Below are 15,301 nucleotides of genomic sequence, written 5' to 3' on the forward strand. Positions count from 1 at the left end.
GCAAGGTAGACGTGGCAACCGCCTTCTTCAAGCCGGTAAATTGGTGCAATGGACGTCTTTCGCGCCAAATTCCCCTTGAATGTATCGGGGTTGTTCCGCATTTGGGCCGACAAGGTGTGCAGGGCCAGTGTTGGCCCCGGCGCTGTCAAAGAGGGAAAGAATATGAAAAACCTGATCTGGATTATCGTGGCGGCACTTGTCGCTGTTGGCGGCTACATGCTGTATTCCGGCAAGTCACCGTCTGAACTGGCCAATGACGCTTCCGAAGCTGTGAATGAGGTCTCCGAAACAGTCAATGCACCCGAAGCACTGGAAAGCGCCTCCGAAACCGCAGGCGAAGCCGCTGACGCGGTGCAGGGCGCCGTGAGCGAAGCGGTCGATGCCACGGCAGATGCCGCAAAGGCAGCCGGTGAAGCGATTGCAGAGGCGACAGAAGGCGCTGTCGAGGCGGTCGAGAATGCGGCCAGCGACGCTGCCGAAGCGGCCTCTGACGCCGTGACAGCCACCACCGAAGCGGCCTCCGACGCGGCGAATGCAGCGGGCGACACCGCAGCGGATGCGGCAGATGCAACCGCTGATGCAGCTTCCGACACGGCGGATGCGGTGGCCGATGCCGCCACGGACACGGCCGAAGCCGCCGAAGACGCGGCAGATGCCACAGCCGAGGCTGCCGACAGCGCAGCCGCAACCACGGAGCAGGCAGCGGAAGCCACCGCCGAGGGCACCGAGCAGGCCGCGGATGCGGCCGTTGAAAGCACCGAAGAGGCCGCGGAAACCGCAGCCGAGGCAACCACCGAGCCGGCCGCAGAGGCATCTGTCGATGCCACAACCGGCGACACGGCAGAGGCCGAGGCCGCCGCCGGTGTCGATGGGGTTGAACCTTCGATGGTGGATCAGCTGCTGACAGTGGATGGTTTCGACCTCGGCAAGGTGACCGAGATGATCGAGAACTCCGATCTGGGCGCCTTGCAGAAAACCACCCTGACCACAGGTCTTAAGGCGGCGCAGGACAATCCTGATCTGCTCAAGGCGACGCTGGAAAAAATCCGCGAAGCGCTGAACCTCTGATCCGCTTCGACGCCAAAAAGAAACCGCGCCCCGGTGACGGGACGCGGTTTTTTCATGTCTGGTGAGTGGTTTACAGCCACTGACGAAATGCCTGAAACACCATGCATCAGTCAGAGCGTTGAAATCTCCGATTTCAGGCAGCGTTACCTGGTGCAGGTTTTTCGCATGACGCTTTAGCCGACAAAGGCCTTTTCGACCACGAAATGCTTGGGATCGGAATTTGCCCCTTCCTCAAGGCCAAAGCTCTCAAGCGTTTTCATCATGTCCTTGTTGAAATCAAGGCTGCCGCAGACCATGCCGCGGTCGGTTTCCTTGTTGATCCCGTCAATCCCCAGATCGGCAAAGACGGTCCCGTCCTGCAACAGGGTGGTGATGCGGCCCATCTTGGGGCTTTGTTCACGGGTGGTGGTCGGGTAATAGCGGATCTTGGCCAGGTTTTCGGCCCCGATCAGCTCCTGCATCAACTCGTCGGATTTCAGGTTCTCGATCAGCTGGCGGCCATATTCCAGCTCTGCCACATCGCGGCAGGTGTGCATCATCACCACTTCATCGAATTTCTCATAGGTCTCCGGCTCGCGCAGCAGGGAGGCAAAGGGCGCAAAGCCGGTGCCGGTGGCAAAGAACCACAGCCGCTTGCCCGGCAGCAGCGCGTCATGCACCAGGGTGCCCACCGGCTTGGGCCGCAGGATGATGTGGTCACCGGGCTGGATGTGCTGCAGTTTCGAGGTCAGCGGACCGTCCTGCACCTTGATCGAATAGAATTCCAATTCGTCGTCCCAGGCGGGGGAGGCGATGGAATAGGCCCGCAACAGCGGCTTCTGCTTGCCGGTCTCGGGGTGCGGATCACCCATCAACCCGATCATCACAAATTCGCCCGACCGGAACCGCAAAGATGCGGGGCGGGAGACGCGGAAAGAGAAAAGCCTGTCTGTCCAGTGCTTTACCGATGTCACGGTCTGCGCGTCAGGCAGGGCGGGCTGGGCTGTGGTCTGGTTCACTGGGGTCTGCTCGGTCATAATCACATGTACACAAGCGATCGCTTGCGTTCCCTTCTTAGAAGATGAATGGGGTCAGGGCAATCTTTGCCTTTGTCGCAGCTCAGCCGCGCAGGCGCGACTGATAGTCATGCGCCTGCCAATTGGCGCGGAACTGCCATTGGTCCTGGGGTTGGCGGGCGGCGATTTCGTCATGCACTTCGACCTCGTCAAAGCCGGCCCGGCGCGCCATCGCATATTGGTCGGCAATCAGATGGCCCCGGGCGCGCAGCCGTCCGGTGAACCCCCGCAGGCGCAGGGCGCGCGCAATGGTAAAGCCGCGCCCGTCGGCGGAGGAGGGGAAATCAACCCGGATGACCTTGAGCCCCGACAGATCGACCGCTTCGGGATCGGCATCCGAGGCCAGGTCCAGCGCCACGCAGTCATTGGCGGCCCCGGTGGCGCAAAAGCCACCGGTCCAGTCGTCTTCCACAAAGCCGCTATCGTTGATCAATTGGGTCATGTCTTGCCTCCGGTTCGCACCATCTTGCCATCGACAAAATGGATGCCGCATTCGTCTTTTTCGCTGTCTCTCCAACGGCCTGCGCGGGGATCTTCACCCGGTTTCACCGGCGATGTGCAGGGCGCGCAACCAATGGAGGGGTAGCCCTGCGCCACCAGCGGATGGCGCGGCAGGCGGTTCTCGGTCATATAGGTCTGCACATCGGCAGGGTCCCAATAGGCCAGCGGGTTCACCTTGATCCGGTCCGGCACGCCATTGCCGCGCTGCTCCAGCTCGAAATGTTCCAGCGCAGCGCGGGTGCCCGACTGGAACCGCTTGCGCCCCGAAATCCAGCCGTCAAAGCCGCGCAGGGCGGTTTGCAGCGGCACGGTCTTGCGCAGGTTGCAGCAGGCGTCGGTGTCGCGCTGGTGCAGGGTGTTGTCCGGGTCCACCGCACGGATGTTGCCGGACCGCAGGATCGTCACATTGCGCAGGCCCAGACGTTCGGTCAGTTCCTGCTGGTAAACCAGCGTTTCGGTGAACAGCAGTTCGGTGTCGATGAACAGCACCGGCAGGTCGCGGTTCACCATGGAGGCCAGATGCAGCAGCACCACCGATTCCGCCCCGAAGCTTGAGACAAGCGCAAGATGCGGGATCTCTTCTACCGCGCGGCGCAGCACATCCGTGGCACTGTGATGACGCAGCTCGGCGTTGAGCGCGCCAACCCGGTCCAGGGCAGGTTGCGCAGCCCCGCTGGCCTGCGCCGCCGGTACATGTCGGTCTCGGTCAAGCGGCATCTGCCCGTTCCTTGCTTTCTGCCTCGGGGTAAAGGGCGGCCTTGAACGGGGCCATCCCCAGCCGACGGTAGGTCTGCAGGAAGGTCTCCGCAGGTTCCGTGCGCAGGTCGAGATAGGCCAGCACCAGACGTTCCACCGCCGGGATGATCTCATCGGCAGAGAAACCGGGGCCGGCACGGGTGCCGATGGTTGCATCTTCGGTGCCGTCACCGCCCAGGGTGATCTGGTAGTTTTCCACGCCCGCGCGGTCCAGCCCCAGGATGCCGATATGGCCCACATGGTGGTGGCCGCAGGCATTGATGCAGCCCGAGATCTTGATCTTGAGCGGGCCCACTTCATGCTCCAGCTTCAATTCGTCAAAGCGGGTGGCGATTTCCTGCGCGATGGGGATCGAACGTGCCGTTGCCAGCGCGCAGTAATCCATGCCGGGGCAGGCGATGATATCGCTGATCAGCCCGATGTTGGCGGTGCCCAGCCCCTCGGCCCGCAGCGCGGCAAAGACCGACGGCAGGTCCGATTTATGGACATGCGGCAGGATCACGTTCTGCTCGTGGCTGATGCGCAGCTCGTCATGGCCATAGCGCTTCGCCAGCGCCGCCATCAGCCGCATCTGCCGGGCAGAGGCATCGCCGGGCGTCTTGCCATGCGCCTTGAGGCTGATGGAGACAATGGCATAGCCCGGCGCACGGTGCGCGGAGAGGTTGGTATCGGCCCAGCTGCGGAACAGCGGGTCGTTCTGATAGGCGTTGCGATAGGGCGCCTCATCCGCCACCCGGAACCGGGGGGCGGCGAAATCGGCCTTGATCCGGGCCAGCATTTGCTGGTCCACACCGCCGAACTGCGGGCGGATCAGCGCATAGCGCGCATCGACGCGGGCGCGGATGTCTTCGATCCCGTTCTCATGCACGGTGATCTTGATGCGCGCCTTGTACTTGTTGTCGCGGCGGCCCAGCAGGTTGTAGACGCTGACAATCGCTTCCAGCGTCGGCAGCAGGTCTTCCTCCGCCACGAAATCATAGAGCACCTTGCCGATCATCGGCGTGCGACCCAGGCCGCCGCCCACAATGACCTCATAGCCGATTGCCCCGTCGCGCTCCACGATGCGCAGCCCGATGTCATGCGCCTTGATCACCGCACGGTCTGCTTGCGCTCCGGTCACGGCGACCTTGAACTTGCGCGGCAGGAACTGGAATTCCGGGTGGTCGGTGGACCACTGGCGGATCAGTTCGGCCACCGGGCGCGGGTCCGCGACCTCATCCGCGGCGGCACCGGCGAAATGGTCGGCGGTCACGTTGCGGATGGTGTTGCCTGAGGTCTGGATGGCATGCATGTTCACCGCCGCCAGCGCGTCCAGCATGTCGGGCACGTCGCGCAGTTCGGGCCAGTTGTACTGGATGTTCTGGCGTGTGGTGAAATGGCCGTAACCCTTGTCCCATTTCTCGGCAATCATCGCCAGCTGGTCCATCTGCCGCGAGTTCAGCGTGCCATAGGGGATCGCGACGCGCAGCATATAGGCGTGCAGCTGCAGGTAGAGCCCGTTCATCAGGCGCAGCGGCTTGAATTCATCCTCGGTCAGGCTGCCGTCGATGCGGCGTTCCACCTGGGCGCGGAACTGGGCGTTGCGCTCGGCCAGGAAAGCGGCGTCGAAATCGGTATAATGGTACATCAGAAACGCTCCTCTTTGACGGTTTCCTGCTTGCCATGGGGATAGTTGGAAGGCCCGGTGGCGCGGAAATCCTCGCGGAAATGGGTGGGGTGCGGCACGCCGTCCTGCAGGGTGACATCGGCCAGATAGGCGCCCACGATGCTGCCCGGCTGCGACTGCGCCTCGATCAGGCGCAGATCGGCGTCGGCCTCATCGGTCAGCACTTCGGCCTCGGCCAGGTCACGAGTCCAGCCATCTGCGGTCATATAGATCACATCGCCTTCAAGCAGGGCGTTGGCGGTGACAACTTTGGGCGTGAAAGGTTTGGGCATCAGGCCATCTCCTCGATCGGCATGTCAGTGGCGGCTTGCACGGCGGCGCGCGGGGCAAGTCCGTAAAAGGTCAGGGCGGGGCCGGTCATCTGCGCATCGGCGATGTCTGCGGCCATCCGGTCCAGCGTGGTTTCCAGCACCCGCTGCTCGGGACGCGAGGCGTTTTCGATCACCGTGACGGGCGTGGCGCGGTCCGCCCCATGCATGATCAGGCGGCCCTGCACGAAACGGGCGGATTTCTTGCCCATGTAGATCGCGGCAACCTCGTTCGGGCGGGCAAGCGCGGCCCAGTCGTGATCGGCGAACCCCTTCATGTCATGTCCGGTAAGGAAGCGGACAGAAGCATTGCGCCCCCGGCGGGTCAGGCTCTGGCCGATGGCCGCCACCGCGGCAGAGGCCGAGGTGATGCCCGGCACGATATGCCAGGTGATGCCATGGGCGTCGATGGCGTCGATTTCCTCGTCCAGGCGGCCGAATACGGTGGCATCGCCTGATTTCAACCGCACCACCTGGGCGCCTGATTGCGCATGTTCCACCAGCAGGGCGTTGATCGTCTCCTGGCTGGTGGAGGGGCCGAAACCTTCCTTGCCCACGTCGATCATCACCGCCTCGCGGCGGGCGAGTTCGAGGATCTGCGCCGAGATCAGCCGGTCGTAGATCACCACATCCGCCTCATCCAGCGCGCGGCGCGCCTTGAGGGTCAGCAGCTCCGGATCGCCCGGACCGCCGCCGACAAAGGCGACATGGCCCGCGCGGGCGGCACGGGTCAGGTGATCCTCCAGCAGCGTGCCGAGGCTGTCCTTCACCCGGTCCTCGCCTGCGGCGATGGCGCGGGGGCCGGTGTTGAAATAATAGTCGCGCCAGAAATCGCGGCGCGCGCGGCCAAAGGGCAGGGCATCGGCCAGCTTGCGAAAGCCCTTGCCGATCCGCGCCAGATTGCCCAGCGTGGCGGGCAGGCGTTCTTCCAGGTCGGCCTTGATGGCGCGGGCCAGCACGGGCGCTGCGCCCTCGGTGCCGATTGCCACGGTCACCGGGTCGCGGTCCACGATGGCCGGCGTGATAAAGGCGCTGTCGGCAAGATTGTCGACGATGTTGACCAGCGCCCCCTCGGCCCGCGCGATGGCGGCGGTGCGGGCATCCTCGCCTGCGTCCTCATCGGCGGCATAGAACAGCCTTGTCTCCCGCGCATCGCCCGGGGCAAAGGCGCGGCGGTGCAGGGTCAGCCTGCCGGCTTCTGCCCAGTTTTCGATCTCGGGCGCGGGGGCCGGGGCATAGACATGGATCCGCGCGCGGGTCTTGAGCAGCAACCGCAGCTTGGCCAGCGCCGCATCACCGCCGCCCGACAGCGCGATGCGCTGGCCCTCGGTGGCGAGAAAGATGGGAAAATGGTCCATGATGTGCCCCTTGCTGCGGCCGGTGTGATGCGTTGACTTACCTCTCTATATAGGAAATATTCCCTGTACTGGGCCATATGCCCGCGCAGATAAGGAATATTGTTCTGTTTTCAGCGCCAGATAGAACAAGTTTGTGACGAAAAGGAAAATCACAGGATGCCTGTTCGGATAGACGAGACAGATCGGAAAATTCTTGGCCAGTTGCAACGCGATGCGGCGCAATCGCTGGATGATATTGCCAAGGCGGTGGGCTCTTCCAAGACCCCGGTATGGAATCGCATCCGCAAGATGCGCGAGGCCGGGATCATCGGCCAGCAGACCGTGATCCTGGACGCCGAAGCGCTGGGGTTCGAGGCCTGTTTCTTTGTCCTGATCCGCACCTCGGAGCATGAGGCGGAATGGCAGGCGGCCTTCCTCAAGGCTTTGCGCGACCGCCCCGAAGTGCAGGAGGCGCATCGGCTGGCGGGGGATATCGATTATATCCTGAAGGTGCGGGTAAAGAACGCGCGGGCCTATGACGCGTTCTATCAGGCGCTGATCTCGGAGGTGCGGGTGCATAACGTCACCGCGCTCTTGTCGATGGAAGAGATCAAGTCCACCGTGGCCCTGCCGCTGTGACCTGAACTGGCCGTGACGTGATCTGAAGGACGCGGCCTTGCCGCGATTCCTTTCTACGGGCACCCGTGGCGGCCTGAGCCCCTGTCGGCGACGGGGCTTTGCCTTGTGCCGGGGTTTTCATTGCTGAGAAGGTGTTCAGGGCGCCTTGCGTCCTGAACGACCTTTTCCGAGGGTCTTGCGAACCGCTCCGGCCTCAAGGACAAGCCGCTGCGCGGGGCCTGCGGCCTCCTTGACCCCGGATCGGTTCACGGCTGGATCAGCAGCTTTTCGAGCCTGTGGAAATGATAGGTGGCGGCATAGCGCGGGGTTTCGGCCAGGGTCATCCCGGGCAGATGGGCAAAGAGCGCGGGCAGCGCGCTTTGCAGTTCCAGCCGGGCCAGCGGCGCGCCGACGCAGAAATGCAAGCCGCCGCCAAAGGCCGCATGGGGCCTGCCGGGGCGCTGCGGGTTGAACAGGTCCGGGGCGACGTGGATGTCGGGATCATGGCCCGCCGCCCCCAGGATCAGCGCGATCTCATCGCCCTTCTTCAGGGTCACATCGCCCAGGTCGATGTCTTCGTAGGCGTAGCGGGTGAACATGTGCAGCGGCGGGTCGAAGCGCAGCAGTTCCTCGACCGTGGCGGCGATGTTCTGCGGCGCCAGGGCCAGCGGGTCGGTCTGATGTTCCAGCAGGCATTTCACCGCATTGCCCATGGCGTGCACAGTGGCCTCATGGCCCGCGTTCAGCAGCAGGATGCAGGTGCCGATCAGCTCCTCGCTGTTCAGCTTTTCACCTGCGCTTTCGGTGGCGATCAGTTCCGAGATCAGGTCATTGCCGGGGTCGCCGCGACGGCGGTCGATGTAATCGGTCAGATAGCTGACGAATTCGCCTGTTGCGGCTTCGGCGGCGTCCTCGATGGCGCGGCTGCGGCCCGCCATATACATTGCCACCATGGTATTGGACCAGCGCAGCAGGTCCGGCCAGCGCTCTTCCGGCACCCCCAGCAGCCGCGCGATGATGCGCACCGGCAGCTGCGTGCAGACCTGCGGGATCAGGTCGATCGGCCCCGTCGCGGGCAGGGCGGCCAGCAGTTCCTGCATGATCTGGTCGATATCCGGTTGCAGGTTCGCGATCCGCCGCGAGGTGAAGGCGCGCAGCACCTGGGCCCGCAGCCGCGTGTGCCGGGGCGGCTCCAGCTCCAGCATCGAATGCGCCTCGACCCGGTGCCATTGGGTCAGATGCGCCGGGGCCGGGGCCGGTTCCGGGTTCTGCCGGCCCAGCCTGCGGTCGCGCAGCAGCGCGGTGATGGTGGCCGCGTCAAAGGCGGCCAGCATCCCGTAATCCTCCCAGAACAGCACCGGCCCGCGCGCGCGGGCTTCATCATAGACGGCATAGGGGTTCTGGATGAACCCGGGGTCGAGCGGGGATTGGGAAAGGCGTTTCATCCCGACCAGATGCCCGAGCGGCTCTGGTCAAGGCAAGGGCGCATGTGCAATCTGGCCTCATGATAAGCGGAATACGGCAAAGAGCGGCAGTGATGCTGGCCTTCCTGGCGGTTGTGGCGGCCCTCTCGGGGGGAGTCTGGCGGTATTTCCATGAACAGGGCCTGGACCTGCTGGCCGAACGCGGGCGCGCGGACCTGGCGCTTGCCGGGGACCGGCTGGTGGGCCAGCTGCAGCGCTACCGGGATCTGGCGGTGCTGATGGGGAATCATCCGGCGGTGCGCGCGGTCCTTTCCGAGGGCGATGCGCAGGACCTGGGCGATCTGCTGCTGAAGGTCGCGGACAAGACGGCGGCGCTGGATGTGCTGGTGATCGATGCAGAGGGGCGCCTGCGCGCCTCGGCGCTGGGGCTGGATGCACCGATGGAACTGGCCGGACAGCCCTTTGTGCGCCGGGCATTGCGCGGCGCGCTGGGATGGGGGCACGGCGAAGCGATACCGCTCTCCCAGCGGGCCTATTTTCATGCCTCACCGGTGTTCAGCCCGCCGGGGCAGGTGCTGGGCGCCGTGGTTGTGGTGACCGATCTGAACGGGATCGACTACAACTGGCGCGGCAGCAACCCGCCGGCCTTTTTCACCGACAACAGCGGCGAGGTCCTGATTTCGAACCGCTCGGAACTGCTGTTCTGGCGCCGGGCGCCGGCATCCTCCGGCCTGGTCGGTCTGGTGCCGCCGGTGGGGCCCGCTCCGCCTTTCGAAGCGCGCCGGCTGGGCGGGCATGAGATCTGGCTGCTGGACTGGGGCCCGTATCTGCCCCGCTCCGCGCTGCATCTGACCCAAGGCCTGCCGGTCATCGGCCTGACCGGCGAGGTGCTGCTGGATACCGAACCCGCGCGCAGGCTTGCGGCGGCACAGGCCGCGGCGGTGGCCGCACTTTGCCTCGCATTCGGGTCATTGCTGTTTCTGGCGGCAGAGCGACGGCGCGCGCTGGCCAGCGCCAATGCCCGACTGGAAGACCGGGTGGCCGAGCGCACCCGGGCCCTGCGCGATACCAATGCCAAGCTGCTGGCAGAGGCGGCGGAGCGCGAAGAGGCGCAGGCCGCCCTGCGCCGGGCGCAGGATGAGCTGGTGCAGGCGGGCAAGCTCAGCGCCCTGGGGCAGATGTCTGCGGGCATCAGCCACGAGTTGAACCAGCCGCTGATGGCAATCCGGTCCTTTGCGGAGAACGGGGTGCAGTTCATGAACCGCGGCACGCCGGCGCGCGCGGCAGAGAATCTGACCCGCATTTCCGAACTGGCGCAGCGGATGGCGCGGATCATCCAGAACCTGCGCGCCTTTGCCCGGCAGGACCAGCAGACCGATGACCGTGTCGATCTGCGCCGGGCCCTGGAAAGCGCCCTGGAGCTGACCCGCGCCCATGTGCAGGAGGCGGGTGTCGAACTGGTGCATGCACCGCTCGAAGCGCCGACCTGGGTGCGCGGCGGCGAGGTGCGGCTGGGGCAGGTCTTTGTCAATCTGATCACCAATGCGGTGGACGCGATGGCCGATGCGCCGGAAAAGCGTCTTGAAATCCTGGTGCTCGAAGCGGATGAGGTCACTGTCAGCTTTCGCGACACCGGACCGGGGATCGAGATGCCGGACAAGGTATTCGATCCTTTCTATACCACGAAAACCCAGGGCCCCTCCGCCGGGATGGGGCTGGGCCTGTCGATCAGCTATGGCATTGTGCAAAGCTTTGGTGGACAGATCAGGGGCAGCAATTATCAGGGCGGGGCGCTTTTTACCGTGACACTTGAACGACATACACAGGATGTGGCGACGGCATGATGGGCAAGGTGCTGCTGGTGGATGATGACGCCGCCGTGCGCGAGGCGCTGGCGCAGACGCTGGAACTGGCCGACTTCACGGCGGTCACCGCCGGCTCCTTCGTGGCGGCCAAGGATCGGATCACCCGCGATTTCGACGGGGTGATCCTGTCGGACATGCGGATGCCCGGGCGTGACGGGTTTCACCTGCTGAAATATGCCCAGGGTCAGGACCCGGACCTGCCGGTGATCCTGCTGACCGGCGAGGGCGACATTCCGATGGCGGTGGAGGCGATGGGGCAGGGGGCCTTCGATTTCCTCGAAAAGCCCTGTGCGCCTGCCGCCCTGCTTGCGGTGCTGGAACGCGCGCTCAAGACCCGTGCGCTGGTGCTGGACAACCGCCGCCTGCGCGATCTGGTGCGCAAGGGCGATCCTGCGTCGCGGATGATCTTTGGCACGTCGGAGATATCGGAGGCCCTGCGCGCCCGTGTCCGCCGTGTTGCCCAGACCGAGGGCGAGGTGCTGGTCTTTGGTGCGCCGGGCACCGGGATTTCCAAGGTGGCGGAGGTGATCCACCTCAGTTCCGCGCGCTCCAAGGCGGCTTTCGTCAAGCGCGCGGCGGCAGAGATGGGATCGGAGGCCCTGTTTGCAGCGCTGGAGGCGGCGGCAGGCGGCAGCCTGTTTCTCGACGAGGTCACATTGCTGCCCGCCCAGACCCAGCTGGCGCTGATCGAGGCGCTGGAGGGCGCGCCCGCCGCGCGGCTGATGACCGGCAGCACCCGTGACGTGGAGGCCGCGGTCAGGGAAGGCCGCTTGCATGCCGATCTCTATTACCGGCTGGAGGTGATGCCGGTGCGGATCCCGGCCCTCTCCGAGCGGCCCGAGGATATCCCTTCGATGTTCCGCCAATATGTCGATCAGGCGGCAGAGCAGGCGGGGCTGACCCGGCCCGAGGTCACGCCGCAGGTGGTGGCCGACCTGATGGCGCGCGACTGGCCCGGCAATGCCCGCGCGCTGATGTCGGCGGCGATGCGCTTCGTGATGGGGGTGCATGAAGATGCCGTGGCCCCCGATGCGGCGCTGGGATTGTCCGAACAGATGGCCCAGGTGGAGCAATCCCTGTTGGAGGCTGCCCTGCGCCGGGCCGACGGGCAGGCCAGCGCAGCCGCCAAGGCGCTCAAACTGCCGCGCAAGACCTTTTACGACAAGCTGGCGCGCTACGGCATCCGCCCCGAGGATTTTCGCAGCTGAATTATGTGCGGATTTCCGCACAAATGCCGCTCCGGCATGTGTGGGAAACCGCACATCCGGTACGGCAGGTTCAATGACCTATCACGGGACCGTCTGGTAAATCTTTGTAAATAAACTATAAAAATGAAAAAGGACACCGCGGATCACACGCACTTGTGAACGCACGCGGGAATATGGCTCCTTATCTCAGCGCACCCGGAAAGGTGTGACGATTTGATTCCAAATCTCTGGGAGGAGACAACCAATGAAGATATTTACCGCCGCCGCTGTTGCCCTGACGATGTCTGTCAGCGCGGGCGCTGTTGCCGCTGCCTGTGATGACGGCGAGATTGTCATCAAGTTCAGCCATGTCACCAACACCGACAAACACCCCAAGGGCATCGCCGCCTCGCTGTTCGAACAGCGCGTCAACGACGAGATGAACGGCAAGGCCTGCGTCGAAGTGTTCCCGAACTCCACGCTTTACGACGACGACAAGCTGCTCGAAGCCATGCTTCAGGGTGACGTCCAGATGGGCGCGCCCTCGCTGTCCAAGTTCGAGCAGTTCACCAAGGTCTTCCGCCTGTTCGACCTGCCCTTCGTCTTCAAGAACATCGAAGCCGTGGACGAGTTCCAGAACTCCGAAGCCGGTGCCGCGATGAAGGAATCGATGACACGCCGCGGCCTGCTGGGTCTGGGCTTCTGGCACAACGGGATGAAGCAGATGTCGGCCAACAAGCCGCTGCTGCTGCCCGAAGATGCAAAGGGTCTCAAGTTCCGCGTGCAGCCTTCCGAAGTGATCAAGGCGCAGATGGAAGCGATTGGCGTCAGCCCGCAGCCGATGGCCTTCTCCGAAGTTTACGGCGCGCTGCAGACCGGCGTTGTCGACGGTCAGGAGAACACCTGGTCCAACATCTATGGCCAGAAGTTCTTTGAGGTGCAGGACGGTTCCACTGAAACCAACCACGGCGTTCTGGATTATATGGTTGTCGTATCCACCGACTGGTGGGACAGCCTGCCCGAAGACGTGCGCACCCAGCTTGCCACCATCATGGACGAAGTGACCGCCGAGCGGAACGCCGCCGTGGCACAGGTGGACGCCGAAGCACGTCAGGCGATCCTGGATGCCGGTGGCGTGATCCGCGAACTGGACGCCGAACAGCGCGAAGCCTGGGTCAGCGCAATGAAACCCGTCTGGGAAGAATTCGTGGCCGACGTTGGTCAGGAAAACATCGACGCCGCACAGGCGATCAACGAAAAGCACTAGGCTTTCGTGTCTTGCGGGTGGCCGGCCCCGGTCAGGGCGACCGGCCACCCCTTACCTGCATTTTTCCGGAAGGGCTGAGCGATGGCATCGCATTACCAACCACGCACGGGGCTGGGGCGCTTCGTGCACGAATTCGAGGAAACGGCGATCGCCGTGATCCTCGGGCTCATGACACTCATCACATTCATCAACGTGGTTCTGCGCTACGGCTTCAACACGGGCCTGATCTGGGGGCTTGAGGCGGTGACGCTTCTGTTTGCCTGGCTGGTCCTCCTGGGCGTGAGCTATGCGGTCAAGGTCACCGCACATCTGGGCGTGGACGCGGTGATCAACCTTTTTGACAAGCCTGCGCGCCGGGTGCTTGCCCTGATCGCGGGCCTGGTCTGCATCATCTATGCGGTGTTTCTGATGAAAGGCGCCTGGGATTACTGGGCCCCCTTCGCGGGTCTCGATGCCACCACGGGCCGCTGGTTCCCGACCGGCTTTGCCGACAGCCGCGATCAGGCCTGGTACGAGGTTGTCGATCTGCCCATGCCCGACTGGCTGCGCTTTATCGAGCCGGTGATGAACGAGGGCGAAAGCTATGACAAACTGCCCCGTTTCATTCCCTATGCAATCCTGCCCATCGGCATGGCGCTGCTGTTGTTCCGCTTCATCCAGGCGTTCATCCGTCTGCTGCAGGGCAATGCCGACAGTCTGATTGTCAGCCACGAGGCCGAAGACGCCATCGAGGACGTCAAACACATGAACGCGGAGCGTTGATCCCATGGAAGTAGCAATTCTTTTCGCAATGGTCGTGGGCCTGATGCTGATCGGGGTGCCGATTGCGGTCTCGCTCGGCATGTCCTCCATCATGTTCCTGCTGGTCCTGTCCGATACCTCGCTTGCCTCCATTGCGCAGACGCTGTTTCAGGCGATGGCCGGTCACTATACCCTGCTGGCGATCCCCTTCTTCATCCTCGCCTCCAGCTTCATGTCCACCGGCGGCGTGGCGAAACGGATCATCCGGTTCTCCATCGCTCTGGTGGGGCACCTGCCGGGCGGTCTGGCGATTGCGGGCGTCTTTGCCTGTATGCTCTTTGCCGCCCTTTCCGGTTCTTCCCCTGCGACCGTGGTCGCCATCGGCTCCATCGTCATCGCGGGGATGCGCCAGGTCGGCTATACCAAGGAATTCGCGGCAGGTGTTATTGCCAACGCGGGCACCCTGGGCATCCTGATCCCGCCCTCCATCGTGATGGTGGTCTATGCCTCGGCCACCGATGTCTCCGTGGGCCGGATGTTCCTGGCCGGGGTGATCCCGGGTCTGATGGCCGGCACCATGCTGATGATCACGATCTACATCATGGCCAAGGTGCGCAAACTGCCGCAGGGCGAATGGCGCGGCTGGGGCGAAGTCTGGGCCTCGGGCCGGGAAGCGGGCTGGGGCCTGTTCCTGATCGTGATCATCCTGGGTGGCATCTATGGCGGGATCTTCACCCCGACAGAGGCGGCAGCGGTGGCGGCAATCTATGCCTTCCTGATCGCCAGTTTCGTCTACCGCGACATGGGGCCGCTGCATGTGGAGGGCGAGGGGCGCAACCTGTCGCTGATGCGCAAGCCGCTGGCGCTCCTCAGCGTGTTCTGGCACCCCGACACCAAGCGGACCCTGTTCGACGCGGGCAAGCTGACCGTGACGCTGATGTTCATCATCGCCAACGCGCTGATCCTGAAACATGTGCTGACCGACGAACAGATCCCGCAGCGGATTTCCGCGATCATGCTGGACGCGGGCTTTGGTCCGATCATGTTCCTGATCATCGTCAACGTGATCCTGCTGATCGGCGGACAGTTCATGGAGCCCTCGGGCCTGCTGGTTATCGTGGCACCGCTGGTGTTCCCGATTGCCATCGAACTGGGCATCGACCCGATCCACCTTGGCATCATCATGGTGGTGAACATGGAAATCGGGATGATCACGCCACCGGTCGGGCTCAACCTCTTTGTGACCTCCGGGGTGGCGAACATGCCGATGATGAAGGTGGTCAGGGCCGCGCTGCCCTTCACCGCCGTGCTCTTCGTCTTCCTGATCATGGTGACCTATATCCCGATCATCTCGACCTGGTTGCCGACAATGATGATGGGGCCGGAGATCATCACGAAATGACAAACGGGCGGCGCACCCCGTCGGTGCGCCGCCCCCTCCGCGCGCAGCGCTAACCAAATAAGATGTCTGTTAACAAGTATTTGGGTTCCCCGCGGGGAACCCTTTT

14 protein-coding genes are annotated in these 15,301 nt (G+C 63.9%); 7 read left to right on the plus strand and 7 right to left on the minus strand.

Annotated features, from left to right (window positions below; all coding sequences use genetic code 11):
- Positions 1 to 162 precede the first annotated feature (162 nt).
- A complete protein-coding gene (locus ACWNZ3_RS08300; RefSeq protein WP_496901795.1) occupies positions 163 to 1,068 on the plus strand; it encodes a translation initiation factor 3 in 906 nt (301 codons plus the stop codon).
- Positions 1,069 to 1,241: 173 nt separating this feature from the next.
- Here ACWNZ3_RS08300 and ACWNZ3_RS08305 read toward each other — a convergent pair whose 3' ends face one another.
- The 6 genes from ACWNZ3_RS08305 to cysG form a co-directional block, all read right to left on the minus strand.
- Positions 1,242 to 2,084: a ferredoxin--NADP reductase gene (locus ACWNZ3_RS08305; protein ID WP_269367700.1), complete on the minus strand. Its 843-nt coding sequence runs from the start codon at positions 2,082 to 2,084 to the stop codon at positions 1,242 to 1,244.
- Positions 2,085 to 2,166: 82 nt separating this feature from the next.
- A complete protein-coding gene (locus ACWNZ3_RS08310) occupies positions 2,167 to 2,565 on the minus strand; it encodes a DUF934 domain-containing protein (protein ID WP_269367701.1) in 399 nt (132 codons plus the stop codon).
- Positions 2,562 to 3,341, minus strand: coding sequence for a phosphoadenylyl-sulfate reductase (locus tag ACWNZ3_RS08315; RefSeq protein ID WP_274575244.1), 780 nt, complete (start codon positions 3,339 to 3,341; stop codon positions 2,562 to 2,564). Before ACWNZ3_RS08315 ends, ACWNZ3_RS08310 begins: the two co-directional genes overlap by 4 nt.
- Entirely contained in the window at positions 3,331 to 5,007 is a 1,677-nt protein-coding gene (locus ACWNZ3_RS08320) for a nitrite/sulfite reductase (RefSeq protein WP_269367703.1), read from the minus strand. The genes ACWNZ3_RS08315 and ACWNZ3_RS08320 overlap by 11 nt, the downstream gene beginning before the upstream one ends.
- A complete protein-coding gene (locus ACWNZ3_RS08325; protein WP_269367704.1) occupies positions 5,007 to 5,318 on the minus strand; it encodes a DUF2849 domain-containing protein in 312 nt (103 codons plus the stop codon). Before ACWNZ3_RS08325 ends, ACWNZ3_RS08320 begins: the two co-directional genes overlap by 1 nt.
- Positions 5,318 to 6,712, minus strand: a complete 1,395-nt coding sequence (gene cysG / locus ACWNZ3_RS08330; RefSeq protein WP_496901796.1) for a siroheme synthase CysG — start codon at positions 6,710 to 6,712, stop codon at positions 5,318 to 5,320. Before cysG ends, ACWNZ3_RS08325 begins: the two co-directional genes overlap by 1 nt.
- 156 nt (positions 6,713 to 6,868) lie before the next feature.
- Between cysG and ACWNZ3_RS08335 the strand changes: the two genes are divergently transcribed.
- A complete protein-coding gene (locus ACWNZ3_RS08335; protein WP_114275635.1) occupies positions 6,869 to 7,330 on the plus strand; it encodes an Lrp/AsnC family transcriptional regulator in 462 nt (153 codons plus the stop codon).
- Between the two features lie 245 nt (positions 7,331 to 7,575).
- On the opposite strand, the gene ACWNZ3_RS08340 is transcribed toward ACWNZ3_RS08335, so the two are convergent.
- Positions 7,576 to 8,754, minus strand: a complete 1,179-nt coding sequence (locus tag ACWNZ3_RS08340; RefSeq protein WP_496901797.1) for a cytochrome P450 — start codon at positions 8,752 to 8,754, stop codon at positions 7,576 to 7,578.
- Between the two features lie 92 nt (positions 8,755 to 8,846).
- Between ACWNZ3_RS08340 and ACWNZ3_RS08345 the strand changes: the two genes are divergently transcribed.
- The 5 genes from ACWNZ3_RS08345 (at position 8,847) to ACWNZ3_RS08365 (ending at position 15,195) form a co-directional block, all read left to right on the plus strand.
- Positions 8,847 to 10,577 (plus strand): sensor histidine kinase, encoded by a 1,731-nt coding sequence (locus tag ACWNZ3_RS08345; protein ID WP_496901798.1) that lies wholly within the window; start codon positions 8,847 to 8,849, stop codon positions 10,575 to 10,577.
- Positions 10,574 to 11,806, plus strand: a complete 1,233-nt coding sequence (locus tag ACWNZ3_RS08350; RefSeq protein ID WP_269367707.1) for a sigma-54-dependent transcriptional regulator — start codon at positions 10,574 to 10,576, stop codon at positions 11,804 to 11,806. Before ACWNZ3_RS08345 ends, ACWNZ3_RS08350 begins: the two co-directional genes overlap by 4 nt.
- A 244-nt stretch (positions 11,807 to 12,050) precedes the next feature.
- Positions 12,051 to 13,052 (plus strand): TRAP transporter substrate-binding protein, encoded by a 1,002-nt coding sequence (locus ACWNZ3_RS08355; protein ID WP_269367708.1) that lies wholly within the window; start codon positions 12,051 to 12,053, stop codon positions 13,050 to 13,052.
- Positions 13,053 to 13,133: 81 nt separating this feature from the next.
- Complete coding sequence (locus ACWNZ3_RS08360) at positions 13,134 to 13,814, plus strand: TRAP transporter small permease (RefSeq protein ID WP_496901799.1); 681 nt, start codon at positions 13,134 to 13,136, stop codon at positions 13,812 to 13,814.
- A gap of 4 nt (positions 13,815 to 13,818) precedes the next feature.
- Positions 13,819 to 15,195: a TRAP transporter large permease gene (locus tag ACWNZ3_RS08365; RefSeq protein ID WP_269367710.1), complete on the plus strand. Its 1,377-nt coding sequence runs from the start codon at positions 13,819 to 13,821 to the stop codon at positions 15,193 to 15,195.
- Positions 15,196 to 15,301: the final 106 nt, after the last annotated feature.

It is taken from the genome of Sulfitobacter sp. IGS-18, from assembly GCF_059628195.1.